This window comes from Pseudooceanicola pacificus (assembly GCF_009789075.1).
Lineage (GTDB): Bacteria > Pseudomonadota > Alphaproteobacteria > Rhodobacterales > Rhodobacteraceae > Pseudooceanicola > Pseudooceanicola pacificus.
In genome coordinates this window covers 398,785-423,478 of record NZ_WNXQ01000003.1, presented here as the reverse complement: position 1 = coordinate 423,478, position 24,694 = coordinate 398,785, and the positions used below count along the sequence as shown (strand labels likewise).

Below are 24,694 nucleotides of genomic sequence, written 5' to 3'. Positions count from 1 at the left end.
TTTCAGATCACCGCATTCACAGGTGTGAATGGATATGGCAAAAAAAGCCGCCCCGGGTCAGGTCCCGGTGACGGTCACGCTGGTGTTGTCGTCCAGCCGGACGGTGCCCAGCTTGCGGATGTGGCTTTCGACCACATCCCAGATCTGCGGCCCTTCGGTGCCCTCGTTCACGCTGGCCCAGCCGGCCACGACGTAATTGCGGGCGGGGTCGATCGGCTCTCCGGTCTTCAGCAGCACCATGTCGGTGATCCGCTCGCCCTGTTTCTTGCTGACGTCGATGCGGTAGCCCAGCCCGCCAACGCGGACCATGTCGCCGCCCTGCTGGTAATAGGGGTCGGGGTTGAAGATGTTGTCGGCCACGTCTTCCATCACCACCTTCAGGAATTCACCCGTCATTTCCGTGCGATACGCCTCGCCATAGCTCATCGAGGTGACGTTCCAGATATCCTCGCGCGTGATGTCCTGCCCGGGGATCAGCGACGGGCCCCAGCGGACGCCGGGCGACAGCGCGATCTCGGCCTCGCGTTCGGACAGCAGGGCGTCGCAGATCAGGTCATCCCAGGACCCGTTGAAATTGCCGCGGCGGTAAAGCAGGCTTTCGGTCTGGCCGATCACCTCGCTCAACTCGCCCTCGTAGGGCGCGCGCTGTGCGTCGATCAGGGCCGTGACCTCGGCCTTGGGCGCGATCACATCCGAGAAGACGGGGATCAGCTTGTGGCGGAAGCCCATCATCCGCCCGTCGCGCACATCAAGGTCCACGCGGCTGACGAACTTGCCGTTGGAGCCGGAGGCCACGATCACCGTCTCGCCCACCAGCACCGGTTCGGGCAGCGCGTCATGGGTGTGACCCGACAGGATCACGTCGATGCCCTTGACGATGCCCGCCATGCGCTTGTCGACGTCGAACCCGTTGTGGCTGAGGCAGACAACCAGCTCGGCCCCCTGGGCGCGGACCTCGTCGACCACCTCCTGCATGTGCTCGTCGCGGATGCCGAAAGTATATTCGGGGAACATCCAGCCGGGGTTGGCAATCGGCATATAGGGGAAGGCCTGGCCGATCACGGCGATCTTGACCCCGCCGGATTCGTACCATTCGTAGGGCTTGAAGAGTTCGGCCGGCTCGTCCCATTCGGCGTCGAATATGTTCTGCCCGAGCGCGGCAAAGGGCAGGCCCTCGACGATCTCGGCCACCCGGTCGGAGCCGAGGGTGAATTCCCAGTGGAAGGTCATCGCGTCGGGCTTGAGCGCGTTCATCACGTTGACCATGTCCTGCCCGGCGGTCTTGTAGCAGGTCATCGAGCCGTGCCAGGTGTCGCCCCCGTCCAGCAGCAGCGCATCGGGGCGGTCGGCGCGGATGGCGTCGATCACCGTGGCCATGCGATCCAGCCCGCCCATCTTGCCATAGCCCTTGGCCAGCGCGGAAAAATCGTTGTAGGTCAGCGCGTAATGGGACGGACTTCCATCAGCGATACCATAGAACTTGCGGAAATCGGCGCCGGTCAGATGCGGCACCTGGCCCTTGTTGGCGCCGACGCCGATGTTGACCTCGGGTTCGCGGAAATAGATCGGTTTCAGCTGTGCGTGGATGTCGGTGATGTGGATCAGCGAGACATTGCCATAGGTGTCGAACCGCAGCAGGTCGTCCTGCGTCAGCGCCTGCTGCGCGGCAAGGCGGGACCAGTGGCCAAAGCCCGAGGCGCCGTAGAGAGACGCGGCGGCCATCGAGACCTGGAGGAAATCGCGGCGGGAGATCATCTGGCATGCTCCTGGGCAAGCGGGGTCTGCGCCCCCTCCCGCACGGGGCGGAAGGGGATCGGCTTTTCAGCCTGTTCTCAATTGGTTGCGAAGCGAAGTTCAGGCCCCGCGATCAGTTCCGGACCGAAGGCGCCTCGACCGAGAGACCGTTGCCGCGGCTGGCGACGTAAAGCTCAAGCGCCACGAATTCCGGCGAACCGGGGTCAAAGGTTTCCGCCCGGGTGTCGCGCACACAGCCCTTGAAGCGGTCATGCGCCGCGTTGAGCTTGGTGTTCTTCAGCCGGTAGACCGGGAAGCCGTTGATCTGGCCCTGGGACAGGTGGTCGGCGCGGATGTGGTTGCCGTAATTGTCCTCGTGGCAATTCGCGCAGGAGAGTTCGAGCTGACCGTACCGGGTATAGTACATCTCCTTGCCCTGCTCCCATGTCGCGGCGACGGGACCGTCGATGGCGACATTCACCGGCATGCCGCGCGACTGGACCGAGATCAGGGCCTCCATCGCGGTCATGTCGCCGCTGGTATAGCCCCATTTCTTGGCGCCCATCTGGGTCTCGCGGCAGTCGTTGATCTGCATCGCCAGGGTGCGCACCTCGCCGGCATCGGCGTTCCACTTGGGATAGACCGCGCGGACACCGGCCATGCTGTCGGCGGGATCGTCATGGCACGAGGCGCAGCTCTTGCCCTCGGAGCCATCGACCATCGCCCACTGGTCCAACGCCTGGTCGACGAAGATCATGCCGGGATTGTCGAAATCGTCGCGCTGCAGGTCCTGCGTCTCGTCCGACCGGAAAAGCCAGCCCGACAGGATCTCGGGCAGGTGGCCGTCCAGATAGGCGGGGGCCGGGGCCCGGACAGTCATTTCGATCTCTTCGTTGACCACGAGGTCGGCGTTCTCATCGGCCAGCGCGGCCCCCGCCCCGAAGGACAGGACGAGGGTCAGTGCGAGCCGGCTTGCTGTTGTTTTGTTCACCTTGGTTACTCCTCCCTGGATGTGCGGCCGTCAGGCGACCGACACGGCCTTGCTGTCCTCGTAGACGGAGCCGTCATCGTCATACCAGGTGAACTTGAATTCGCCCGCTTCCGGGATGGTGGCGTCGAACTCGAAGTACGGATTGGTCGAGATCGCGGGCTCCATCGTCACGTCGATCACCATCTGGCCGTTATACTCGGCGGTGAAGCGATTGATGATCGAGCGCGGGATCTTGTTGCCGTCCTTGTCCTTGCGCTGGCCGCTTTCCATCTGGTGGCTGATGAGCGTCTTGATGGTGACGACCTCGCCGGCGGAAGCGGATTTGGGTGCCTTCACCCGGGGTTTGACATTGTCTGCCATGGTCCTGTTCCTCTCTCTCGCCGATCAGCCGCCGCAGCCGCCGATGGTGACCTTCACGGTCTTGCTGTCGCGCTGGAAACTGCCGTCGCTCATCCTGGCGATGGCGATCAGCTCTTGCGTCCCGGCGAGCCGGATACGGGTGGAGGCGGACTGGCTGCCGGCCAGTTCACCGAAGTTGAAGGTGGCCACCGGCGGCGTCGGGTTGCCGGTCGCCAGCACCATGATCGCGGTCGCGCCCTCGGCATCGACCGAGATCGGAACCGTGTTGCCGTTCTCGGCGATTTCCGGGGCGGTCAGGGTCAGCCCGCCCGCGCCCATCTCGGCCCCGCCGGTGAATTCGGCGATCAGATCATCGGTGGCCGCCGCGTTCACGCGGAACGGCAGGACGGTCATAGCCGCGGCGCCAAGGCCCAGGGCCAGTGTATCGCGTCGTGTGAAATCCATTCTCGTCTCCTTGTCAGGGGCCGCGCCCGCTCAATCCTTCAGGGTGAGCAGGAAGGCCACCACGTCCTCGATCTGCTGTGCTGTAAGCAGCGGCGGCAAAGGCTCGGTTCCCGCCTTGCCGGTGAAGGCGTTGCCGGGGCGGATATAGCCGCTGGTCTTGTAGAACGACGGCATCATGGTGCCATCGTAGGTCTTCTTGGCATCGGCCACGATGCCGCGCAGTTCGGCCTCGTTCCAGCGATCGCCCGCGCCGTCCAGCGAGGGGCCGATTTCGCCCTGGAAGGGCACGTCGGCCAGGGCCGAGACCTCGTGACAGGCCACGCAGTTGCCCAGGCCACGGCTCGACATCACCTTCTTGCCCTCGACGGCATCGCCGGGCATCCCCGAGAGCGACGTTTCGATCGCGCCATAGTCGTCGTACTTGACGCTCATCGGCTCGACCGGGTCGGCCAGCGCCGCACCGGCGGCCAGCGCCGTGATGCCAAGCGTGATAGCTGTGATCCTCATCTTTCCTCCCTGTCCCCGGGCGCGGACCCCGGTTTCCCTCAATTGGTATCCAGTCGCACACCGCAACGCAACATCAAATTCATTAACGTGAATTTATCTGCACTGCAGCAATTTCCGCCGGCTCCGGGCTGCGGAACGGCAGGACGCCCTGCCTTGGCGTTACGATACCCGCAGGACGGATGCAAATCATCCGGTCCCGCCTTTGTCCGGCCCCGCCGCTGCGCTCCCCGATCCCGCGGCCAGCGCGTTACTGAGAGCGGCGCTCTTCCAGCTTGCGGGCGTGGTATTTCTGGAACGGCTCTTCCAGATCATAGCCCTTTTCCAGCACCCAGGTCAGCAGATCCTGCGTCGTCCCCTTCTCGAACGCGCCGGGCATGATCGCCACGGCGGCGCGGCTGGCGGGCACCTCGTCGGGGACCTCCTCGGGGAAGAACATCATCGTCGGGGTGAAAAGCAGGCCCCACTTGCGCACCGCCTGCTTCTCGGACAGCGTCTCGCCGTCGAAATCGGTCACCTCGACATCGCCGAACATGTTGATCTGAACAACGAAATACTTCTCGCGCAGCAGCGAGTCGATGGCCGGGGCGGGAAACACCTCCTCGTGCATCTTGGTGCAGTAGATGCAGCCGCGCTGCTCGACGATCACCATCAGGCGGCGGCCGTCGGCGGTGGCCTCGGCCAGGTCCTCGCGCAGGTCCTTGAAGGTGTTGCGCATCCAGGGCGCCTTGTGCAGCCCGTCGTCACCCATCGTGACGGCACCGGCACCGGTCCCCGCCAGCATCAGGGCGGCGGCAAGATAACGGAGGGGTTTCATGGCAGCATCCTTTCCGGCCTCAGCCAAGGTTTGTGAACGCGGGGAACCAGCGGATCAGCGCATCGGCGATCAGGTTCACGCTGTTGGTTGCAATCAGTACGGCAAAGAGGATGAGCATGGCACCCATCACTTTTTCCACATGTTTCATCAGCCCCCGGTTGCGCGCCATCCAGCCCAGGAACGGCCGGGCGAACAGGGCCGCCACCACGAAGGGCGCGGTCATCCCCAGGCCATAGGCCAGCAGCAGCAGCCCGCCGCGGGCGATGTCGCCCATGCCGCTGGCCACCATCAGGATCGAGGCCAGCGCCGGGCCCACGCAGGGCGTCCAGCCAAAGCCGAAGGCCAGCCCCATGACATAGGCCCCGGCGGCGGTGGTCGGCCGGCCCGGTGCCTCGATCCGCGCCTCGCGGTAAAGGATCGGGATCCGCACAACGCCCAGGAAATGCAGGCCAAAGAGCAGCAGGACCGCCGCCGCGACCCAGCTCAGCGGCTGTTTCCACTGGGCGAAGGTCTGGCCAAGCGCCGTGGCCCCCATGCCGAGCAGGACAAAGATCGTGGTCACCCCAAGCGCGAAGAAGACCGAGGACAGCACCAGCCGCCGCTGCGCCCCCGGGGCGATGGCCGCCCCCTCGTCGCGCAGTTCCGACATCGACAGCCCGGCCATGTAGCACAGGTAGAAGGGCACCATCGGCAGAATGCAGGGGGTGAAGAACGACAGCACCCCCGCGACGACGGCCCCGAGATAGGTTATCTCAAGCACCGCTCCCCTCCCTTGAAGAATTCACACATTCAAATTATGTTGAGCGTTGAACAAAGGTCAACCGGGTCTCGCATGCGAATGACACTTCTGGCGCTGGCTGCAATGACGGGCCTCTGGGCCCTGCCCACCCGCGCGCTGGAACTGCTGATGGTGGAACAGGACGGCTGCGTCTACTGCGCCGCCTGGGACAGGGCGATCGCCCCGATCTACCCCAAGACCGAGGCCGGCGCCGCCGCGCCCCTGCACCGTGTCGACCTGCGCGCCGATCCGCCCGAGGGCGTGACCTATGCCCGCCCGGTCCTGTTCACCCCCACCTTCCTGCTGATCGACGCTGGCCGCGAGGTCGGGCGGATCGAGGGCTACCCGGGAGAGGACTTCTTCTGGGGCCTGCTGGAAAAGATGCTGGCCGAACGCGGCGCCCTTTCAGGCGGCAGCTAGGCCACAGGAACATGCAACCGGCCGCGTTGGAATTGCGTCGCGGCGGAAAGTCGGGAAATATGACTGAACTTCGAAAACTGGACCCGGGCGACGCAATCGACGGACATATGAGCATACCGGTACTCGACAAGAATCTGAGCGACGAGGATATGGACCGTTTCGTGGACAACGCGACGCGGGCCTCGAATTTCCTCAAGGCGGTCAGCCACGAGGGCCGGCTGATGATCCTGTGCCACCTGGTCTCGGGCGAGAAATCGGTGACCGAGCTGGAAGAGCTACTCTCCGCCCGCCAGGCCGCCGTTTCGCAGCAGCTGTCGCGCCTGCGGCTTGAGGGGCTGGTCGTGCCCCGGCGCGAGGGCAAGGCGATCTACTACCGGCTGGCCGACGACAAGCCGCGCCGGATGCTGGAACTGGTTTACGAGCTGTTCTGCGAAAAGTAACGCAAGCGCCGCCTCGGCGGCCTGCGCGGCATGTCGGAGAGGAGGAGCCCCGCCATGATCGACGCCATCGGAGAGGGCTGGTCCCTGCTGCTTGTCGGCCTGGCCGGCGGCATCCTGCTGGGCCTGGCCGCGCGCCTCGGCCGCTTCTGCACCATGGGCGCGATCGAAGACATGCTCTACGGCGGCTCCAGCCTGCGGATGCGCATGTGGGTGCTGGCCATCGGGCTGTCGGTGCTGGGCGTGCACGGGATGCAGCTGGCCGGGCTGTTCGACCCCGCGGCCAGCTTCTACCTCTCCACCCGCTGGGTGCCGCTGGCCTCGATCCTTGGCGGGCTCGCCTTCGGCTACGGGATGGCGCTGGCGGGCAATTGCGGCTACGGCGCCATCGCACGGCTGGGCGGGGGGGACCTGCGCGCCTTCGTCATCGTGCTGGTGATGGGCATCTCGGCCTTCCTCTGCCTCTCGGGGCCCTTCGCCCACCTGCGCGTCCTGATCTTCCCGCAAGAGGCGCTGCTGCCCGGCGACATGCCCCCCGGCATCGCCGCCTGGGCGGGCGGGCTGACCGGCCTGCCCCCCGCCCTGCCCGGTCTCGCCATCGGCCTCGCGATCACCCTTGCGGCGCTGGCCTCGCGCGAGATGCTGGCCCGGCCCGGGGCGATTGTCTGGGGCGGTGTGGTCGCGCTGGCCGTCCTTAGCGCCTGGGCCGGCACCCAATACATCGCCGATCACGGCTTTGCGGCGGCACAGGTCACCAGCCACAGCTTCGCCGCCCCGGTGGGCGAGACGCTGCTCTACGCGATGCTCGGCAGTTCCGGCGCGCCGGGCTTCGGCGTCGGCTCGGTCGCCGGCGTGATCCTCGGCGCCTTTGCCGGGTCGCTGATCAAGGGCCATTTCCGCTGGGAGGCCTGCGAGGATCCGCGCGAGCTGCGCCGCCAGATCGCCGGGGCCGCCCTGATGGGCGCGGGCGCGGTGGTGGCGGCGGGCTGCACCATCGGTCAGGGCGTCTCGGCCTTTTCGGTGCTGGCCTTCTCGGCGCCGGTCACCTTCGCCGCCATCCTCGCCGGGGCCGCGCTTGGCCTGCGCCAGCTGATCGCCGGCTTCTCGACCGTCGAATAGCCCCCGGCGCGCCGCGGCCTCTCGCCCTTTCCGCCCGGCCCGTCACCGCCTTGTCATGCCCCGCGCGCTATGCCATCGCAAATGCCGGAGGTGCCCGATGCAGCAATTCGCCCGTTACGCCATCTATTACGCGCCCGAGCCCGGGCCGCTGGCCAGCTTCGGCGCCGCCTGGCTGGGCTGGGACACCGCCGCCGGAACCGAGGCGCCCCACCCCCGGATCCCCGGCCTGCCCCGCCCGGTCGCAGAGCTCACCGCCACGCCCCGCAAATACGGCCTGCACGGCACGATCAAGCCGCCCTTCCGCCTGGCGACAGGCAGCGATGCCGCGATGCTGGAGGCCGAGGCCCGCGCCCTCTGCGCCCGCCTCGCCCCGATCCGGATGCAGGGGCTGGAACTCGCTGCCCTCGGCGGCTTCCTCGCGCTCAAGGCCACCGGCGATCCCGCCCCGCTGGAGGCGCTTGCGGCAGCCTGTGTCGAGGGGCTCGACCGCTTCCGCGCCCCCGCCCCGCCCGAGGAACTCGCCCGCCGCCGCACATCCGGCCTGAGCGCACGGCAAGAGGCCAACCTGCTGCAATGGGGCTACCCTTATGTGATGGAGGAGTTCCGCTTTCACATCACCCTGACCGGTCGCCTGCCCGCCCCCGAGGCCGAAGCGACCCGGGCCGCCCTGGCCCCGATCCTCGCCCCCCTGCTGCCGGAACCCTTCGTGATCACCAGCCTCTGCCTCGCCGGCGAAGACGCCACCGGCCGCTTCCACCTGCTCGACCGCTACCCGCTGCAGGGCTGACCCGCCCGCTTCCTCTGGCCAAAAATATCCTCGGGGGGTGAATTGCGCCGCAGGCGCAAGAGGGGGGCAGACAGCCCCCCTTCCCCGGCCGTGGCGCCCCGCGCCCGGCCAAATCTCCCCCCGGCCGGGGCGCCCGAGGCGCCCGGCCAAATCTACGGCGACCTCAGCCCGCCGCCGCCTCGCGCGCCTTCATCTCGGCAATCGCGCGCTGCACCTCGTCCGGATCCGGCCGCGGCCCATAGGGATGGGACGCAGACAGCCCGCCGCAGACCGGCAGCGCCTGGCCGTTCACGTAAGAGGCGAGCGGCGAGGACAGGAACAGCACCATCGCCGCGATCTCGTCCGGCTCGCCGCCCCGCCTCATCGCATTGCGGGCGCCGATCCAGCTCTCCCCGCCGGTGGCCTTGGCATAATCGTAGAGCACGCGCGTCATCTCGGTCTCGATCAGGCCCGGGCAGATGGCGTTCACCCGCACCCCCGATCCGGCCAGATCGTAGCTCGCCGTCTGCGCCAGGTTGATCACCCCGGCCTTCGAGGCGGAATATTGCGCCGGTCCTGCATTGGCGCGCATCCCGGCGACCGAGGCGGTCATCACGATCGACCCGCCCCCGCGTTTGCGCATGGCGGCCGAGCCGTGTTTCACCGCCAGGAAGGGCCCGATCAGGTTCACCCGCAGCACCTCGGCCCAGATCTCGGGGGTCGCGTCGAACAGGCTGCGCACCCCGCCGGTGATCCCGGCATTGGCAAAATAGATGTCGAGCCCGCCAAAGGATTGCTCGGCCAGCGCAACCGCGCGGATCACGTCGGCCTCGTCACCGGCATCCATCTCCATCGCCTGCGCCTGGCCGCCATCGGCGACGATGCCTTCGGCCACCGCCGCCACCGCCTCGGCCTTGTCGCAGCACAGCACCTGCGCCCCCGCCTGCGCCAGCATCCGCGCGCTGGCCCGCCCGATACCGGATGCGGCGCCGGTGACGATGGCGCCTTTCCCCGTCAGGTCGATTGCAATTCCCGTCATGGTCTTCCTCCCATTGAAATTCCTGCGCCGCCCCGCGCCCCGCCAGGATGCGACGGACCGGCCTTGTTGATGACAGCGCCCGCCTGGCTTGCTAAGCAGTCACGATGACAGACAGCAGCGCGACCAGCGAACCGGATACGGCCACCATCGCGGAACCCTCGGACCGGTTCCGCGAAAAGCGCGACCGCATCCTGGACGCCGCCGCCCGCATCATCAACGAACGCGGGCTGAAGGCGCTGACCTTTGTCGCGGTGGCCGACGAGGTCGGGCTGAACACCACCTCGGTCACCTATTACTTCAAGCGCAAGGAGCTGCTGGCCGCCGCCGCGCTGGACCGGTCGATGGACCAGCTGGCCGGCATGCTGCAGCGCGCCGCGCAAGAGGCCACGCCCCGCGACCGGGTGCGCGTGCTGGTCCGTCTCTATATCGAGCACATGGCCAACACCCGGCTGGGCCGCGAACGCCCGATGACCCTGCTGTCGGACCTGCGCGCCACCGAAAACGTGATCCGCGGCCGCCTGATGGACACCTTTGTCGAGCGGATCTCGGGCCCCACCGCGCGGCTCTTCGACCCCGGGCCGGGGCCGGAAGGGCCGATGCTGAACCGGGCGCGGGCACATGTCCTGCTCGACACGCTGTTCTGGATGCGGGCCTGGCTGCCGAAATATTCCGTCGGCGATTACGAGCGGATCGGCCTGCGCACGATGGACCTGCTCACCCGGGGCTTCATCCCCGAGGGCACGCCCTGGACCGCCAGCCCGCCGCCGCCTGCCCCCGACACCGCCGCCACGGCCGAGATCAGCCGCGAGACCTATCTGCGCGTGGCCACCCGCCTGATCAACGACCGCGGCTATCGCGGCGCCTCGGTCGAACGGATCGCGGCCGAGCTGAACGTCTCCAAGGGCAGCTTCTACCACCATATCGACGGCAAGGACGATCTGGTGCTGGAATGCTTCCAGCGCAGCTATGGCCGGTTCAGCCAGTCGCAGCGCCGCTGTATCGAGCTGCCGGGCAGCCATCTCGACCGGTTGACCGCCTGCATGGCCGAGCTGCTGGATGTGCAGTTCGGTAAGACCTACCCGCTGCTGCGCATCACCGCGCTGCAGGCCCTGCCGACAGAGCTGCGCCTGCAGGTGCTGGCCCGGTCCGACCGCATGGCCATCCGCTTTGCCGGCATCATCAGCGACGGCATCGCCGAAGGTTCGATCCGCGCGGTGGATCCGCTGATCGCCAGCCAGTGCGTCACCGGCATCATCAACTCGGCCTATGACATGCGGCACTGGGCCGATCAGCTGCCGACCCGGCAACGGGCCATCGAACTCTATGCGCATCCGCTGGCCTTCGGTCTGTTCACGCCGCTCTGATCCTGAAAAAAACGGACCCGACGGCGGAGGACACCGCCGGGCCCCTCGCCGTCACTCGGCGGCGATATCGCGGCCGGTGCCGCCAGTCCCGGCCAGCTGTTCCGGCGGAAAGACGATCCCCTCCCCGGTCGAGAAGGTCAGCGTGCCGTCGTCGACCCGGCCGCGTTTCAGCGTCTTGCGGTCCCAGAAATACTCCTGCTTGTGGATCCAGGGAAAGCTGGTCCCGTGCTTGGGCAGGCGATGCGCCACCCGGACGAAATAACCCGAGGTGAACAGGCTTGCCGTGTTGATCGTGGCAAAATCCCCCGATCCCGCGACCGGCACCACCTGGGTATACCCGTTCCGGTCCATGTGGTTCAGCAGCCGGCAGGCATATTCCGCCACCAGGTCCACCTTCAGCGTCCACGAGGCATTGGTGTAGCCGCGGAAATAGATCATGTTCGGCACGTTGGAATACATGAAGCCCTTGAAGATCAGCGGCTTGCCGGGGTCGACCTTCTGGCTGTCGACGGTCATTTCCATGCCGCCGAAATAATCCAGCACCAGCCCGGTGGCGGTGACGATCACATCGGCCTCGATATGGCTGCCGTCCTGCATCAGGATCCCGGTTTCGGTGAAGCGGTCGATATGGCCGGTGACCATCGTGGCGCGCCCCTCTTTCAGGACGTCGAACATGTCGCCGTCGGGGATCGCGCAGATCCGCTGCTGGCCGGGCCAGTAGCTGGGGGTGAAATGGGTCTTCCAGTCGACCGTGTCGCCAAGCGCCTTGGCGACCTCGCCGATCATCTCGGCCTTCAGGCCCTCGATGTCACCGGCAAAGCGGCGGCGGCGCATCCGGCCCTCCCAGATGATTTTCCACCGGGTGAGGGAATAGCCCAACTGCCCCGGAAAGATCGTCTTGAGGATATTGCCCACCTTGTCCTTCATCGGGCGCGCGCGGACATAGGTCGGCGAGCGCTGGATCTGGTAGACGTGTTTCGCCGTCTCGGCCAGCGTCGGGGTCAGCGTCACCGCCGTGGCCCCCGAGCCGATGATGGCAATCGTCTTGCCGGCATGATCGAACCCTTCGGGCCAGAACTGCGGGTGGATGATCGTGCCCCTGAAATCGTCATAGCCGGCGAAGTCGGGCAGATAGCCCTCGTCATGCTTGTAATACCCGGCAGCCGAGAACAGGAAATTGCAGGTGATGACCTTTTCGCCCTCGGGCGTGGCGCAGGTCAGCGTCCACAGGCAATCGCGCGAGACGTATTCGGCGCGGATCACCCTGTGCTCGAACCGGATCAGCGGGGTCAGGCCGTTCTCGTCGGCGCATTCCTGGACGTAGTCGCGGATCGACTCGCCGTCCGAGATCGCCTTGGCGTTCTTCCACGGCTTGAAGGCATAGCCCATCGTATGCATGTCGCTGTCCGAGCGGATACCCGGATACCGAAACAGGTCCCAGGTGCCGCCGATGCGCGGCTTGCTTTCCAGGATGGCAAAGCGCTTGCCCGGGCAGTTCACCTTGAGATAGCGGGCCACCCCGATACCGGAAAGCCCCGCCCCGATGACGACAACGTCCAAGTCAGCCTGCATCATGCTCCATACCCGCCTTTCGAAAACCTCTCTCCTTCTACACGTTGCGCGGGCACCTGGGAACCGTGAAATAATATTTCGCAGGTATCGGGCCGAATCCGCCGAGACATGTTTCCAACCGCAAAACATGGGCATAAGTTGATGTTATCAGGCGATTCACGCCCAAACTTGCGGAGGAGGACGCATCATGCCCGAGGCACAGGTCAACGGAATCACGATCTATTACGAGGTCGAAGGCCCCGATGACGGCAAACCGATTCTTCTGATCACCGGCGTCGGCACGCAGATGACCCGATTCCCCAAACCCTTTGTCGACAAGCTGGTTGCGCGCGGATACCGGGTGATCCGGATGGACAACCGCGACATCGGGCTGAGCCAGAAGTTCACCGACCACGGCCTGCCCGACTTCAAGGAGGCGATGGCCGCCAAGGCCGAGGGCCGGCAGGCCGACCTGGCCTATCAGCTGTCGGATTTCGCCGCCGATGGTGCTGCGCTGCTGGATCACCTGGGGATCGACAAGGCGCATGTGGCGGGCTTTTCGATGGGCGGCATGATCGTGCAGCTGATGGCGATCGAACATCCCGACAAGGTGCTGTCGATGGCCTCGATCATGTCGAACACCGCCAATCCCGACCTGCCCAAGGCCACGCCCGAGGCGATGGCCGCCCTGACCACCCCGCGCCCCGATGCCAACGCGGATCTCGATGCCTTCGTCGCCCACGGTGTCGCCAGCGCCAAGGTCATCGGCAGCCCCGCATGGCCCATTCCCGACGATGTCCTGGCCGCCAATATCCTCAGCGACTACGAGCGGTCGTACCACCCGACCGGCTTCCCCCGGCAATATGCCGCGATCCTGGCGACCTACGACCGCCGCCCCTTCCTGCAAAAGCTGAAACTGCCCTGCGTGGCGATCCACGGCGTGCAGGATCCGCTGGTGCCGGTCGAGGGCGGGCGCGACACCGCCGCCAATATCCCCGGCTGCGAACTGGTCGAGATCGACGGCATGGGCCACAACCTGCCGCCGCAGATCTTCGACCGGATCATCGACGCGATGGAGCTTGCGACGCTGAAGGCCTGAGCCCGGCGGGGGGCGCACGCCGTGCCGCCCCCCTGGCGCGCCCCCGGCGGTGCGCCAGGGGGCCCTGACCCCGACAGCGCATGAGGTGTCACGATGCTGAACGGATCCTGCCTGTGCGGGGCGATCACCTGGCGCATGGACAAGACGCCCGGATCGGCCACCGCCTGCAACTGCACGGCCTGCCGGCGCTATGGCGCGCTCTGGGGCTATGGCTGGGACGGGGCCGATGTGCACCTGTCCGGGAAGGTCAGCGCCTATCGCCGGGGCAAGGCGCTGGAGTTCCTGTTCTGCCCGACCTGCGGCTGCCCCTGCGCCCGGCGCGGGCTGCGGCAGGACGACGAGGGGCGCGTGCAGCTGGCCGTCAACCTGCGCCTGGCCGAGCCCGAAGCCGTCGCCGCCCTGCCCGTCGATCACTTCGACGGACTTGCGACATTCGACGACCTGCCGCGCGACGGGCGCTGCGTGCGCGACCTGTGGTTCTGAGCGACACTCAACCCGGTTTCGGGCCGGTCAGCCGTCTTGCTCAGCTCTCTTTCGGGGTGGTCTGACGGATCAGCCCTTCCTGCGCCACATTGGCGACCAGCCGCCCCTCGCGGGTGAAGATCCGGCCACGGCAGAACCCGCGCGCGCCGCCCGTCCAGGTGCTGTCCATATCGTAGAGCAGCCATTCGTCCATGCGAAAATCGCCGTGCAGCCAGATCGCGTGATCCAGGCTTGCGATCATCATGTCGCGGGTGGCAAAGCTAATGCCATGCCGGGTGAGCGAGGCCCCCAGCAGCCCCAGATCCGACGCATAGGCCAGCGCCACGCGGTGCAGCAGCGTGTCATCGGGCATTGCGGTCCGGGTGCGGATCCAGACGGCCTGGCGTTCCATCGGGCCGGTGTCGAAATAGGGCGGGCGCTCCTCGCAGGGGCGGACCTCGATCGGGCGCTTCATCTTCAGGAAGTTGCGGTAGGCGCGGGGCACCTTGTCCTCGAAGGCCTCGGCCAGCTCCTGTTCGTTCCTCAGCCCGTCGGGGCCGGGCACGTCGGGCATGTCGCTCTGGTGATGCAGGCCCGCTTCCTCGACATGGAACGAGGCGGCCATGTTCAGGATCGGCTGGCCGTGCTGGATCGCGACGACGCGGCGGGTGGCGAAACTGCCGCCGTCGCGGTCACGCTCGATCCGGTAAAGCACCGGCTTGGTCGCATCGCCGGGTCGCATGAAATAGGCATGCAGCGAATGCGGCGGCCGGTCTGCATCCACCGTGCGCACCGCCGCGGCCAGTGCCTGCGCGATCACCTGCCCGCCAAAGCTGCGGCCCCGCCCCTCGGGCGTGGCGATGCCGAGGAAGAAATTGTCCTCGACACGTTCGACATCCAGGATCGGGGTCAGCTGGTCGTCGCCTGCGGGCGCGCGATTGTGGTCGTCGCCTGCGGGCGCGCGATTGGCGGTGCTCATGGGGCTCTCCTTCGTCGTCGTGCCGGCACGCAGACCGGGACCGGATGTTTTCGTCCGTGAATGCGACCCGGAATGCAAGGTATTTCTGCCCCGCGGCATCCTGATGTGACTTTCGGGAATATTCATTGACCCGACGGTATGTTTTTGCATCCTTGCGACATTGCACGGGAATTGGCCCGCCGCCGGGCATTGCCGGTAGAATGCCGGCGCGGGACCATCCCGGCCCGCTGGAACGACATTAGGAAGACAACGGCATGAGCGATATCCTGAACCTCGGGGACCGCCCCGCGCTGATCACCGGCGCCGGGCAAGGCGTGGGGCGGCAGATCGCGCTGCACCTGGCCGCGCATGGTTGCCCGGGCGTGGTGGTGAACGACTACCACATGGACCGGGCCGAGGCCGTGGCCGAGGAGGTCCGCGCCCTGGGCGGCACCGCCCTGCCGATCCAGTGCGACGTGACGGATTTCGACGCGGTGAAAGAGATGAATGCCCGGGCGGCCGAGGCCTTTGGCCCCGTGGGCATCCTGGTGAACAATGCGGGCAATGCCGGGGCCGAACCGACCGAGGATGCGCGCAAACCCTTCTGGGAGACCACGCCGAAGGACTGGGACAGCTACATCGGGGTGAACTTCTATGGCGTGATGAACGCCACCGCCGCGGTGATCCCCGGGATGATCGCCCGCGACGCGCCGGGGCGGATCATCACCATCATTTCCGAGGCCGCGCATTTTGGCGATTCCGGGCTGGAAGCCTATGCCGGGGCCAAGGCGGGGGCGGCGGGGTTCATGCGGGCCACGGCGCGCACGCTGGGGCGGCACGGGATCACGGCGAACTGCATCGCCATCGCCTTTACCGCCACGCCGCAGGTCTCTGCCCGGGTCATGGCCGACGCGGCGCGGTTCAAGAAGATGATGCAGCGCTACATCATCCGCCGCCCGGGCCAGCCGACGGATATCGCCAATATGGCGCTGTTCCTGGCCTCGGACGCTTCGGAATGGATCACCGGGCAGACCTATTCCGTCTCCGGCGGCTTTCACCTGGGAGTTTGAAGATGTTCGACGATCTGCCAAGCCGCCTGCCCGCACATATCGCCGGGCGCCTGCGCCTGCCGCTGGTGGCCGCGCCGATGCTGCGCGTCTCGGGCGTGGAACTGGTGACCGCCTGCTGCAATGCGGGGATCGTGGGCTCCTTTCCCACGGTGAACGCCCGCTCGGTCGAGCAGCTGGACGACTGGATCACCGCGATCGAGGGCGGGCGGGCCGACGGCGCCGCGCCCTGGGCTGCGAACCTGATCATGCGCAACCCGCGGCTGATGGAGGATGTGGAGGTTCTGGTGCGGCACCGGGTGGAGCTGGTGATCACCGCGGTCGGCTCCCCCGCGCCGGTGCTGCCGGCGCTCAAGGAGATCGGGGCGACGGTCTTTGCCGATATCTCGACCCTGCATCACGCGCGCCGCGCGGTGGAGGCCGGGGCGGACGGGCTGGTGCTGCTGTCCGCGGGCGCGGGCGGCCAGACCGGCTGGGCCAATCCCTTCAGCTTTGTGCGCGCGGTGCGGGAGTTCTTTGACGGGCCGGTGATCCTGTCCGGCGGCTTGAGCGACGGGGTCGCGCTGAGGGCGGCGCGGGTGCTTGGCGCCGATCTGGGCTATATGGGGACCCGGTTCATCGCCACGGCCGAGAGCATGGCCGAGCCGGGCTACAAGCAGATGCTGGCGGAGTGTTCGCTGGACGATATCCAGCAGACCAAGACCTTCACCGGGCTGATCGCGAACTTCATGCGGCCCTCGATCCTGAAGGCCGGGCTGAGCATGGACGACCTGGACGAGACGATGACCCAGGCCCGGGCGCAGACGCATTACGGCTCGGGCGGGCTGGAGCGGCCGAAGCGGTGGAAGGACATCTGGGCGGCGGGGCATTCGGTTTCGGGCATCGTCGGGGCGCCGTCGGTGGCCGAGATCGTGGCGGGGATGGAGGCGGAATACCACGGGGGCTGAGGCCGCCCGGGTCTGCGCGCGCAGGCAAAGAGGGCGATACCGGACGGGCCGGGACGCAGGGGCGGGGTTGCGCCGCCTTTGGCGTCGCGCGAGGGTTTGCGCGCGCATTCCACCCCTGCGGGGTGACCTGCGCGCGCAAAGCCTCCGGCGGGCATATTTGGAGCAAGAGGAAGATGGGGACCTGTGCACCGGCCCGGGACGGGAGTCGCGGGGCCGATGTCAGTTACCGGATTGCGCGGCGGCGCTCTGTTGGAACGGGTGCCGCCGCCCCCCCCCCGTCAGTTGATCAGGGGGTGGTGGCAGGCGACGATATGGCCCTTGGCGATCTCGCGTTCCTGCGGAACCTCCCTGGCGCAGAGCTCTGTCGCATAGGGGCAGCGGGTGCGGAACCGGCAGCCGGAGGGCGGGTTGACCGGGCTGGGCAGTTCGCCCGGGATCAGCTCCATCACCGCGCGGTCCGCATCCGGGTCCGGTTCCGGCACGGCCGAGAGCAGCGTGCGGGTGTAGGGATGCACCGGGTGGCGGTAGATGGTTTCGGCATCCGCCAGTTCGCAGAGCTTGCCGAGATACATCACCGCCACGCGGTCGCTGACATGTTTCACCACCGCCAGGTCATGGCTGATGAAGAGCATGGTCAGGCCGAGTTCGGTCTTGAGCTTTTCCAGCAGGTTCAGCACCTGGGCCTGGACCGAGACGTCGAGCGCCGAGACCGCCTCGTCGCAGACCAGCAGATCGGGTTCGAGGATCAGCGCCCGGGCGATCGAGATCCGCTGGCACTGCCCGCCCGAGAATTCATGCGGGCGGCGCTCCAGCGCCTGTTCGGAGTTGATGCCGACGAGGTCGAGCATCTCGGCCACGCGCCTGGTCTGCTCTTCCCTGGTGCCGATGCCGGCGATTTCCAGCGGCGCGGCGACGATGTCGCGGATCGTCTGGCGCGGGTTGAGCGAGGCGATCGGGTCCTGGAAGATCATCTGGAACCGCCGCCGCGCCGCCTGCAGGGCCTTGCCGCGCAGGCCGGTCAGCTCCTGCCCGTCCAGCGTGACCTTGCCCCCGGTCGGGCGCGGCAGCTGCATCACCGCGCGCGCCGCCGAGGACTTGCCGCAGCCGGACTCGCCCACGAGGCCCAGGGTCTCGCCCCGTTTCACATGGGCGGTGAAGTTGGTCACCGCATAGACCCTCTTGCCGCCGCCCAGCGGGTATTCCACCGTCAGGTTGTCGATGGAGAGGAAGGTGTCGATCTCGCCGGAATGGGCGTTCATGCGGCTACTCCCGTGTTGAGCGGCTTGATGCAGGCATATTGATGCGCGCCCTGCCCTTCCAGCGCCGGCACCTGCTGCTGGCATTCGGCCGAGGCAAAGCGGCAGCGCGGGGCGAAGGGGCAGCCGGGCGGCGGGTTGATCAGATCCGGCGGCCGCCCCTCGATGGCGTCGAGCTTGCGATGCGGCGGATCGGTCACCCGCGGGATCGAGGCCAGCAGCGCCGCCGTATAGGGCATGCGCGTGTTGCCGAAGAGTTCGCGCACCGGGGCCTTTTCCACGATCCGGCCCGCATACATCACCGCCACATCGTCGCAGCGGCCGGCCACCACGCCCATGTCATGGGTGATCAGGATCATCGCCATGTTCCGCTCGCGCACCATGCGGCCCAGCAGGTCGAGGATCTCGGCCTGCACGGTCACGTCGAGTGCGGTTGTCGGCTCGTCCGCGATCAGCAGGTCGGGCTCGCAGGCGATGGCGATGGCGATGGCCACGCGCTGGCGCATGCCACCCGAGAGCTGGTGCGGATACTGGTCCACCCGGACGTCGGGCTGCGGCAGGCCGACGGCCCTGAGCAGCTCGATGGATTTCGCCCGGGCGGCGCGTTTGGACATGCCCATGTGGAACACCAGCACCTCGGCGATCTGCTTGCCGATGGTCAGCACCGGGTTGAGCGAGGTCATCGGGTCCTGGAACACGATGGCGACCTCGGGCCCGCGCAGGCGGCGCAGCTCGTGCTCGGTCATGCCGGTCAGGTCCTTGCCGTTCAGCAGGACACGGCTGCCGGGGCCGGTGATCGCGGTGCCCGGCAGCAGGCGCATGATCGAGCGCGACAGCACCGATTTGCCCGAGCCGGATTCGCCCACCACACCCAGCGTCTTGCCGCGTTCGAGGGTGAAGCTGACACCCTCCACCGCCTGCAGCAGGCCCCGCCCCGTGGCAAAGGCCGTACGCTGGTTCTGCACGTCGAGAATGATCTCTCCCATCTGGACCTCCCTCAGATCGCGCCTTCGCGGACATCCGCGAGACGGCGGCGGATCGCATCACCCACCAGGTTGAAACTCAGCACCGTCAGGAACATCACCAGCGTCGGGTACATGGCGATATGCGGGCTGGTCGACAGCACCTCGCGGCCCTCGGCGATGATGCCGCCCCAGGAGGGCGTCGGCGCCTTGACCGAAAGGCCGAGGAAGGACAGCGAACCCTCGATCACGATGGCGATCGGGATGTCGATCAGGATGAAGGCGATCAGCGGCCAGATGATGTTCGGAAAGACCTCCTTGGTGAGGATCCGGAAATCCGACGCGCCAAGCGCCTTGGCCGCCAGCACGAATTCGCGCCCGGCGTAGTTCAGCGTGGCCGCCCGGGTGATCCGCGCCGCGGTCGGGATGAAAAGCAGCCCGAGCGAGAAGCAGACCATGAAGAGCGAGCCGCCGAAGACGACCGAGAAGAGCAGCAGGATCACCAGACCCGGGATCGCCAGCCAGGTGTCGATGGCGATGCCGATGATCTCGTCCGCCCAGCCCCGGTAATAGCCGGCGATCATGCCCAGAATCAGGCCCAGCCCCACGCCGATGAAGGGCGCGGCGAACCCGACGGTCAGCGAGACGCGCCCGCCATAGATGATCCGGCTCAGCATGTCGCGGCCCAGGCTGTCGGTGCCCAGCCAGTGCACCTCGTTCGGGCCTTCCTTGATGTACATCCAGTCGATTTCGTCCGCGGGCGGCAGGCCGAAGAGCGGGGCGAAGACGGCGCAGAACAGCACGAACAGCAGCCAGACCATCGGGATCCAGAAATACAGGCCGAACTTGTTGCGCTTCTTGAAATGAGCGATGGCCTCGGCGTGCTTGGCCGCCTTGTCGTCGGGGGTGGCGGCGTAGCTCTTGGTGCCGCTCTCCTGCGAAATATCAGCCATGTGCGCCTCCGGTTCTCACCCGCGGATCGAGCCAGGCATAGGCGATGTCCACGATGAAGTTTGCCGTCACGAAGGCCAGCGCGAAGAAGGTCACACAGCCCTGGATGACGATGAAGTCGCGGGTATAGACCGCGTGGATCAGCAGCCGCCCCACCCCGGGGATGCCGAAGATCTGTTCGATGATGATCGTCCCGCCCAGCAGGCGCGCGACCTGCAACCCCAGAAGGGTGATCATGGAAAAGGACGACGGGCGCAGCGCATGCACCAGCAGGATGCGATAGTTCGGCATCCCCTTGGCCCGGGCCAGCGCGATGTAGTTCTCTTGCAGGACCGAGATCATCTCGACCCGGAGCGTGCGCATCAGCACCGTCCATTCGACCAGCGCCAGCGAAAGCGCGGGCAGGATCATCGGGCGCAGGTTCTCCCACAGCCCCGAGGATATGGGTTCATAGCCGGTGGCCGGCAGCCAGCCGAGGTAGAGCGCGAAGAAATAGATCAGCAGGATCGCCGTCATGAAGGACGGCATCGACACGCTGGCAAAGGCGACGGAGCCGATCAGCCTGTCCCCCCGCCCGTTGGGCCGGAAGGCCGACACGATGCCCGCCGGAATGGCCATCGTCAGCGCAAGGATCTGCGCCAGGATCATCAGTTCGAACGAGACGGGGAAGCGGTCGGTGATCGATTCCCATACGTCCTCGTCGCTGAGGTAGCTGCGGCCCCAGTCCCCGGTGAAGATGCCGCCGACCCATTCGCCGTACCGCACCAGAATCGGCCGGTTCAGGCCCAGATCCTCCCGGATTTGCTGTACTTCCTCCTCCGAGGAATCCATGCCCGCGATCTCGTAAGCGACATCCCCCGGCAGAACGTTGACCAGCAGGAAGGTGACAAATGTCACCGCCGCCAGCACGATCAGAAGCCGTTGGAACCTCTGTAACAGGTATCGCATCTTTCCTCCCCGGGGCATGCGTTGGCTGTGGGTATCCGGCGGCGGACCGTCCGCCGCCGGAGGTGTTGCCTGCGGTGGCCTATTCGATCCAGGCGCGGGTGACGTCGGTCACGCCGCTGAAAGGCTCGGGCACGTTCTTGATGTTCGGGCGGGTGAAGGCGTAGTAACGCCCGCCGCCGCGATAGAGGATCCGCGCCCGTTCGTTCATCCGGGCGGCCATCTTGCACTGCAGGTCGTGGCGTTCGCGCAGCGAGGTGGCGACGCGCATCTCTTCACCCAACTGGGTCAGCTCGGGATCGTCGAAGCCGGTCAGGTTGTACGAGCTGCCGGGCTGGGTGTAGCTGAACAGCTGCGGGCCAAGGTCCGCCCCGTCCGAAATGCGCCAGCCGGTGATGTCGAAATCGCTGCCGTAGGTGCGTTTCACCAGGGTCGTCTGGTCGACGGGCACCAGTTCCAGCTCGATCCCCGCGGCGCGGGCGGTCTGCTGGTAGATCTCGCCAAGTTCCCGGCCCCGCGCGGTGGCGGTGTGGATCATCGTCAGGGTGACGTTGTCCTTGCCGGTCTCTTCCTTGTACTTGGCCAGATAGTCCTTGGCCTTGTCGATGTCGAAGGCGCGGTAATGCATGTCGAAGGCGCTGCAATCCACGTTGCCCAGCGGATGCTCGACATTGGGACGGGTGTCCTGCCAGCTGATCTTGGTCACCGCCGCCTGGTTCCAGGCATGGGCCAGGGCAAAGCGCAGGTTGTCATTGGCGAGGACCATGCCCTCCTTGCCGTTCAGCATGACCGTCGCGGCGCCGCCGCCTTCGGCGATCAGGGTCACGATGTTCGGATCCGTCTGCGCCTCAAGGATGGTCGGGCCACGGTCGGTCCAGATCACGTCGACCTGACCGGACTGCAGCGATGCGAACCGCGTCTGCGTGTCCGGCAGCTGGCGAAAGACGATCTTGTCGACGTTGATCTCGTCCTTGGCCCAATAGTCCTGGTTCTTCTCCATCACCAGCCGGTCGCCCGAACGCCATTCCACCAGGCGATAGGGGCCGGTGCCGATCGGCTCGCGCTGCTGCTTGCCGGCCTCCACCTGCTTGTGCGACGGGATCATGCCGGAATAGCCGGTCGAGGCGAGGTAGGGCAGAAGCGCCGCCCAGGGATGCTTGAGGTGGAATTCCACCGTGGTGTCGTCGATCGCATCCACATGCTCGATCACCGAGATATAGCTGCGCGAGCGCGACTTGTTCGCCGGGTCCAGCACCCGGTTGTAGTGATGCGCCACATCGGTCGCGGTGAAGGGGCTGCCGTCGTGGAACTTGACGTCGTCACGCAATTTCACTGTCCAGACCGTCTGGTCCTCGTTCGGCGACCATTCGGTCGCCAGCAGCGGGCCGGGTTCGTTGGTCTCGTGGTTCCAGGTCATCAGCGGTTCCATCACCGTCTTCATGACGGTCTGGTCCGTGATCCCTGCAGCCCCCGATTCGACCGCGTCGAACCCTTCCATGTCGGTTTCGATGGCCACTGTCAGCGTGCCGCCCTTCTTGGCCTCCTGGGCCAGCGCGGCCGGGCCGGTCGCAAGCCCAAGCGCCAGGACCAGACCGGCGGACAGCCGACCGAATCCCTTGAAGCGGAATGTCTCCGTTCTCATGATGGTTCCTCCCTGTTTCCTCGTGTCCCCGCCCTCCCAAGCGGGGTCTTTGAGTGTCAAAAACTTGGCATATTCCCGAGCATCCATCAAACCGCCTCTCCGATATCGCACCTACGTGAATGTGCCCAAAACTTCGGACAAAGGTCTGATAAACATGGGAAATCCACCCACCGAAAGCAGAGGGGAAACACCCTGTGGCGGCCATCCGCCGGGTCCGTTCAGCCCGGGCGGCGGCGGCTGGCCCCCGGGGGTGTGCCCCCGGGGGCCGCTTGGGTCAGACCTGCCGGATCAGCCGTCGATCCAGGCGCGGGTCACGTCGACCGCACCGCGATAGGGCGGCGGCACACCTTTCACCCGCTTGGTGGTGAAGGCGTAGTAACGCCCGCCGCCACGGTACAGGATGGAGCCGTCGTCGTTCATCATGCCAACCATCTCGCACTGCATGTCCAGGCGCTCTTCCATGGTGGGGGCGACACGCATCTTCTTGGCCAGCGCGTCCAGCTCGGGGTTGTTGAACCCGGTCAGGTTGTACGAAGACCCCTCGGTCACATAGGCGTAGAGCTGCGGGCCCATGTCGGCACCGTCGGCGATCCGCCAGCCGGTGATGTCGAAATCGCCCTTGAAGGTCCGCGCCACCAGCGTCGACTGGTCGACCGGCTCCAGCGTCAGGTTGATGCCTGCGGCCTTGGCGGTCTGCTGATAGATCTCGCCCAGCTCACGCCCGCGCGGGGTGGTGGTGTGGATCATCACGATTGGCGGCACTTCGGACTTGCCCGTCTCCTTCAGGTATTCGGCCACGAATTCCTTGGCCTTGGCGATGTCGAAATGACGATAGTTCGCCTCGCCGCAATCCTTGGCCTGACCCAGCGGATGGGTGACCGCGGGGCGGGTGTTCTGCCAGGAAATCTTGACCAGCGCGTCCTGGTTCCAGGCATGCGCCAGCGCCTTGCGCAGCAGCGGGTTGGACAGCGGTTCCTTGCGCCCGTTCAGCAGGTTGACCGCCGCGCCGGCCCCTTCGGTTGTCAGGGTGACGAGGTTGTCGTTCTTCTCGGCCTCGACGATGGTCGGGCCACGGTCGGTCCAGATCACGTCGACCTCGCCCGATTGCAGCGAGGCATAGCGGGTCTGGGTGTCGGGCAGGATGCGAAAGACGATCTTGTCCAGGTTGATCTCGTCGGCGTTCCAGTAATCCGGGTTCCTCTCGACCACGATCCGGTCGCCCGAGGCCCATTCGACAAAGCGGAAGGGCCCGGTCCCGATCGGATGACGGTTCTGGGTGTCGGCCTCGACCGCCTCTTTCGCCGGGATCGGCCCCGACATCGAGGTGGTGGCGAGGTAGGGCAGCAGCGCCATCCAGACGTGTTTCAGGTGGAACTCCACCGTGTACTTGTCGACGGCCACCACCTTGTCGATCGAGGCGATGAACGAGCGCGAGGCCGATTTCATCTCGGGGTCGAGAATGCGGTTGTAATGCGCGGCCACGTCCTCGGCATCGAATTCGCTGCCGTCATGATACTTGACGCCTTCGCGCAGCTTGAAGGTCCAGACGGTCCCGTCCTCGTTCGACGACCATTCCGTCGCCAGCAGCGGCTCGGGCTGGTTGGTCTCCTTGTTGAAGCCAAGCAGCGGCTCCTGCATCGAGCGCAGCACGATCTCACCGGTCTGCCCAAGCACACCACCCTTGACCGTGTCGAAACCGCGGACGTCGGTTTCAACCGCAACGGTCAGCGTGCCGCCCTTCTTGACTTCCTGCGCCTGCGCGAAGGGCGCCAGCATGACGGCAGCGGTGATCGCAACCCCTGCCAGCAACCCGGCGCGCCGGGTGACATTCGAAAATGGCAGACCTGGTGTCCGCATGGTTATTCCTCCCTGAAAGTTCTCGCGGCCCGCTCTCCCTGCGGGTGATGCGAGTGTGGCGCGAAATCCCTCAGTTGTGAATACCCAATATTCGAAGGTTTGACTCGTCAGTCGGGTTTCGCGGCCCCCGCGATCGCGCGGCGGCAATCGTCTGCCGTTCGGGAAATTCTACCGGATTTGCCCGCCATTTGGGCGAAAATCACGCTGGTTTGCGTCAGATCTTG

Annotated in this window: 25 protein-coding genes; 9 read left to right on the top strand and 16 right to left on the bottom strand. The window is 66.4% G+C overall.

All coding sequences use genetic code 11. The features are described 5' to 3' along the window. Positions 1-57: 57 nt before the first annotated feature. The 7 genes from soxB to GLS40_RS07690 all read right to left on the bottom strand — a co-directional run bounded on the left by soxB (position 58) and on the right by GLS40_RS07690 (position 5,610). Positions 58-1,755 carry a thiosulfohydrolase SoxB gene (soxB, locus tag GLS40_RS07720; protein ID WP_160382160.1) on the bottom strand — a complete coding sequence of 566 codons (1,698 nt, stop codon included), beginning with the start codon at positions 1,753-1,755 and terminating at the stop codon, positions 58-60. Positions 1,756-1,867: 112 nt separating this feature from the next. Then, a complete protein-coding gene (soxA, locus tag GLS40_RS07715) occupies positions 1,868-2,695 on the bottom strand; it encodes a sulfur oxidation c-type cytochrome SoxA (protein WP_235905836.1) in 828 nt (275 codons plus the stop codon). A gap of 60 nt (positions 2,696-2,755) precedes the next feature. Next, positions 2,756-3,085, bottom strand: coding sequence for a thiosulfate oxidation carrier complex protein SoxZ (gene soxZ / locus GLS40_RS07710; RefSeq protein WP_160382159.1), 330 nt, complete (start codon positions 3,083-3,085; stop codon positions 2,756-2,758). A 24-nt stretch (positions 3,086-3,109) separates the two neighbouring features. After that, the gene (gene soxY, locus GLS40_RS07705; protein ID WP_160382158.1) at positions 3,110-3,529 is read right to left on the bottom strand and encodes a thiosulfate oxidation carrier protein SoxY; all 420 of its coding nucleotides are present in this window, start codon (positions 3,527-3,529) and stop codon (positions 3,110-3,112) included. Between the two features lie 30 nt (positions 3,530-3,559). After that, positions 3,560-4,036: a sulfur oxidation c-type cytochrome SoxX gene (soxX, locus tag GLS40_RS07700; RefSeq protein WP_160382157.1), complete on the bottom strand. Its 477-nt coding sequence runs from the start codon at positions 4,034-4,036 to the stop codon at positions 3,560-3,562. Between the two features lie 247 nt (positions 4,037-4,283). Then, on the bottom strand, positions 4,284-4,850 hold the full coding sequence (locus tag GLS40_RS07695; RefSeq protein WP_160382156.1) for a thioredoxin family protein: 567 nt from the start codon (positions 4,848-4,850) through the stop codon (positions 4,284-4,286). A 19-nt stretch (positions 4,851-4,869) separates the two neighbouring features. Further along, the gene (locus GLS40_RS07690) at positions 4,870-5,610 is read right to left on the bottom strand and encodes a cytochrome c biogenesis CcdA family protein (RefSeq protein ID WP_160382155.1); all 741 of its coding nucleotides are present in this window, start codon (positions 5,608-5,610) and stop codon (positions 4,870-4,872) included. A 72-nt stretch (positions 5,611-5,682) separates the two neighbouring features. Between GLS40_RS07690 and GLS40_RS07685 the strand changes: the two genes are divergently transcribed. The 4 genes from GLS40_RS07685 to GLS40_RS07670 all read left to right on the top strand — a co-directional run bounded on the left by GLS40_RS07685 (position 5,683) and on the right by GLS40_RS07670 (position 8,391). Beyond that, positions 5,683-6,048: a thioredoxin domain-containing protein gene (locus GLS40_RS07685; RefSeq protein ID WP_160382154.1), complete on the top strand. Its 366-nt coding sequence runs from the start codon at positions 5,683-5,685 to the stop codon at positions 6,046-6,048. 107 nt (positions 6,049-6,155) lie between these two features. After that, a complete protein-coding gene (locus tag GLS40_RS07680; protein WP_160382263.1) occupies positions 6,156-6,488 on the top strand; it encodes an ArsR/SmtB family transcription factor in 333 nt (110 codons plus the stop codon). 54 nt (positions 6,489-6,542) lie between these two features. Further along, a complete protein-coding gene (locus GLS40_RS07675; protein WP_160382153.1) occupies positions 6,543-7,604 on the top strand; it encodes a YeeE/YedE family protein in 1,062 nt (353 codons plus the stop codon). A 97-nt stretch (positions 7,605-7,701) separates the two neighbouring features. Next, a complete protein-coding gene (locus GLS40_RS07670; RefSeq protein WP_160382152.1) occupies positions 7,702-8,391 on the top strand; it encodes a DUF1045 domain-containing protein in 690 nt (229 codons plus the stop codon). A 163-nt stretch (positions 8,392-8,554) separates the two neighbouring features. Here GLS40_RS07670 and GLS40_RS07665 read toward each other — a convergent pair whose 3' ends face one another. Then, a complete protein-coding gene (locus GLS40_RS07665; RefSeq protein ID WP_160382151.1) occupies positions 8,555-9,409 on the bottom strand; it encodes an SDR family NAD(P)-dependent oxidoreductase in 855 nt (284 codons plus the stop codon). A 104-nt stretch (positions 9,410-9,513) separates the two neighbouring features. On the opposite strand from GLS40_RS07665, the gene GLS40_RS07660 reads away from it, so the two are divergent. Then, a complete protein-coding gene (locus tag GLS40_RS07660) occupies positions 9,514-10,773 on the top strand; it encodes a TetR/AcrR family transcriptional regulator (RefSeq protein WP_160382150.1) in 1,260 nt (419 codons plus the stop codon). Between the two features lie 51 nt (positions 10,774-10,824). On the opposite strand, the gene GLS40_RS07655 is transcribed toward GLS40_RS07660, so the two are convergent. Next, the gene (locus GLS40_RS07655; protein ID WP_160382149.1) at positions 10,825-12,348 is read right to left on the bottom strand and encodes a flavin-containing monooxygenase; all 1,524 of its coding nucleotides are present in this window, start codon (positions 12,346-12,348) and stop codon (positions 10,825-10,827) included. Positions 12,349-12,532: 184 nt separating this feature from the next. Between GLS40_RS07655 and GLS40_RS07650 the strand changes: the two genes are divergently transcribed. Both GLS40_RS07650 and GLS40_RS07645 read left to right on the top strand, forming a co-directional pair. After that, positions 12,533-13,423: an alpha/beta fold hydrolase gene (locus tag GLS40_RS07650; protein WP_160382148.1), complete on the top strand. Its 891-nt coding sequence runs from the start codon at positions 12,533-12,535 to the stop codon at positions 13,421-13,423. A gap of 93 nt (positions 13,424-13,516) precedes the next feature. Continuing rightward, positions 13,517-13,906, top strand: a complete 390-nt coding sequence (locus GLS40_RS07645) for a GFA family protein (protein WP_160382147.1) — start codon at positions 13,517-13,519, stop codon at positions 13,904-13,906. Between the two features lie 40 nt (positions 13,907-13,946). Here the strand turns inward: GLS40_RS07645 and GLS40_RS07640 are convergent, their stop codons facing one another. After that, positions 13,947-14,864, bottom strand: coding sequence for an acyl-CoA thioesterase (locus tag GLS40_RS07640; protein ID WP_160382146.1), 918 nt, complete (start codon positions 14,862-14,864; stop codon positions 13,947-13,949). 254 nt (positions 14,865-15,118) lie between these two features. Between GLS40_RS07640 and GLS40_RS07635 the strand changes: the two genes are divergently transcribed. Next, on the top strand, positions 15,119-15,913 hold the full coding sequence (locus tag GLS40_RS07635) for an SDR family NAD(P)-dependent oxidoreductase (RefSeq protein WP_160382145.1): 795 nt from the start codon (positions 15,119-15,121) through the stop codon (positions 15,911-15,913). 2 nt (positions 15,914-15,915) lie between these two features. Beyond that, the gene (locus tag GLS40_RS07630) at positions 15,916-16,857 is read left to right on the top strand and encodes an NAD(P)H-dependent flavin oxidoreductase (protein ID WP_160382144.1); all 942 of its coding nucleotides are present in this window, start codon (positions 15,916-15,918) and stop codon (positions 16,855-16,857) included. A 278-nt stretch (positions 16,858-17,135) separates the two neighbouring features. Here the strand turns inward: GLS40_RS07630 and GLS40_RS07625 are convergent, their stop codons facing one another. From GLS40_RS07625 to GLS40_RS07600, 6 genes are all read right to left on the bottom strand, one after another. After that, positions 17,136-18,116 carry an ABC transporter ATP-binding protein gene (locus tag GLS40_RS07625; protein ID WP_160382143.1) on the bottom strand — a complete coding sequence of 327 codons (981 nt, stop codon included), beginning with the start codon at positions 18,114-18,116 and terminating at the stop codon, positions 17,136-17,138. Continuing rightward, entirely contained in the window at positions 18,113-19,099 is a 987-nt protein-coding gene (locus tag GLS40_RS07620; protein ID WP_160382142.1) for an ABC transporter ATP-binding protein, read from the bottom strand. Before GLS40_RS07620 ends, GLS40_RS07625 begins: the two co-directional genes overlap by 4 nt. A gap of 11 nt (positions 19,100-19,110) precedes the next feature. Then, positions 19,111-20,028 carry an ABC transporter permease gene (locus GLS40_RS07615; protein WP_160382141.1) on the bottom strand — a complete coding sequence of 306 codons (918 nt, stop codon included), beginning with the start codon at positions 20,026-20,028 and terminating at the stop codon, positions 19,111-19,113. Continuing rightward, positions 20,021-20,974 (bottom strand): ABC transporter permease, encoded by a 954-nt coding sequence (locus GLS40_RS07610; RefSeq protein ID WP_160382140.1) that lies wholly within the window; start codon positions 20,972-20,974, stop codon positions 20,021-20,023. The genes GLS40_RS07615 and GLS40_RS07610 overlap by 8 nt, the downstream gene beginning before the upstream one ends. Before the next feature lie 79 nt (positions 20,975-21,053). Next, a complete protein-coding gene (locus tag GLS40_RS07605; RefSeq protein WP_160382139.1) occupies positions 21,054-22,613 on the bottom strand; it encodes an ABC transporter substrate-binding protein in 1,560 nt (519 codons plus the stop codon). A gap of 288 nt (positions 22,614-22,901) precedes the next feature. Next, on the bottom strand, positions 22,902-24,470 hold the full coding sequence (locus GLS40_RS07600) for an ABC transporter substrate-binding protein (protein ID WP_160382138.1): 1,569 nt from the start codon (positions 24,468-24,470) through the stop codon (positions 22,902-22,904). Positions 24,471-24,694: the final 224 nt, after the last annotated feature.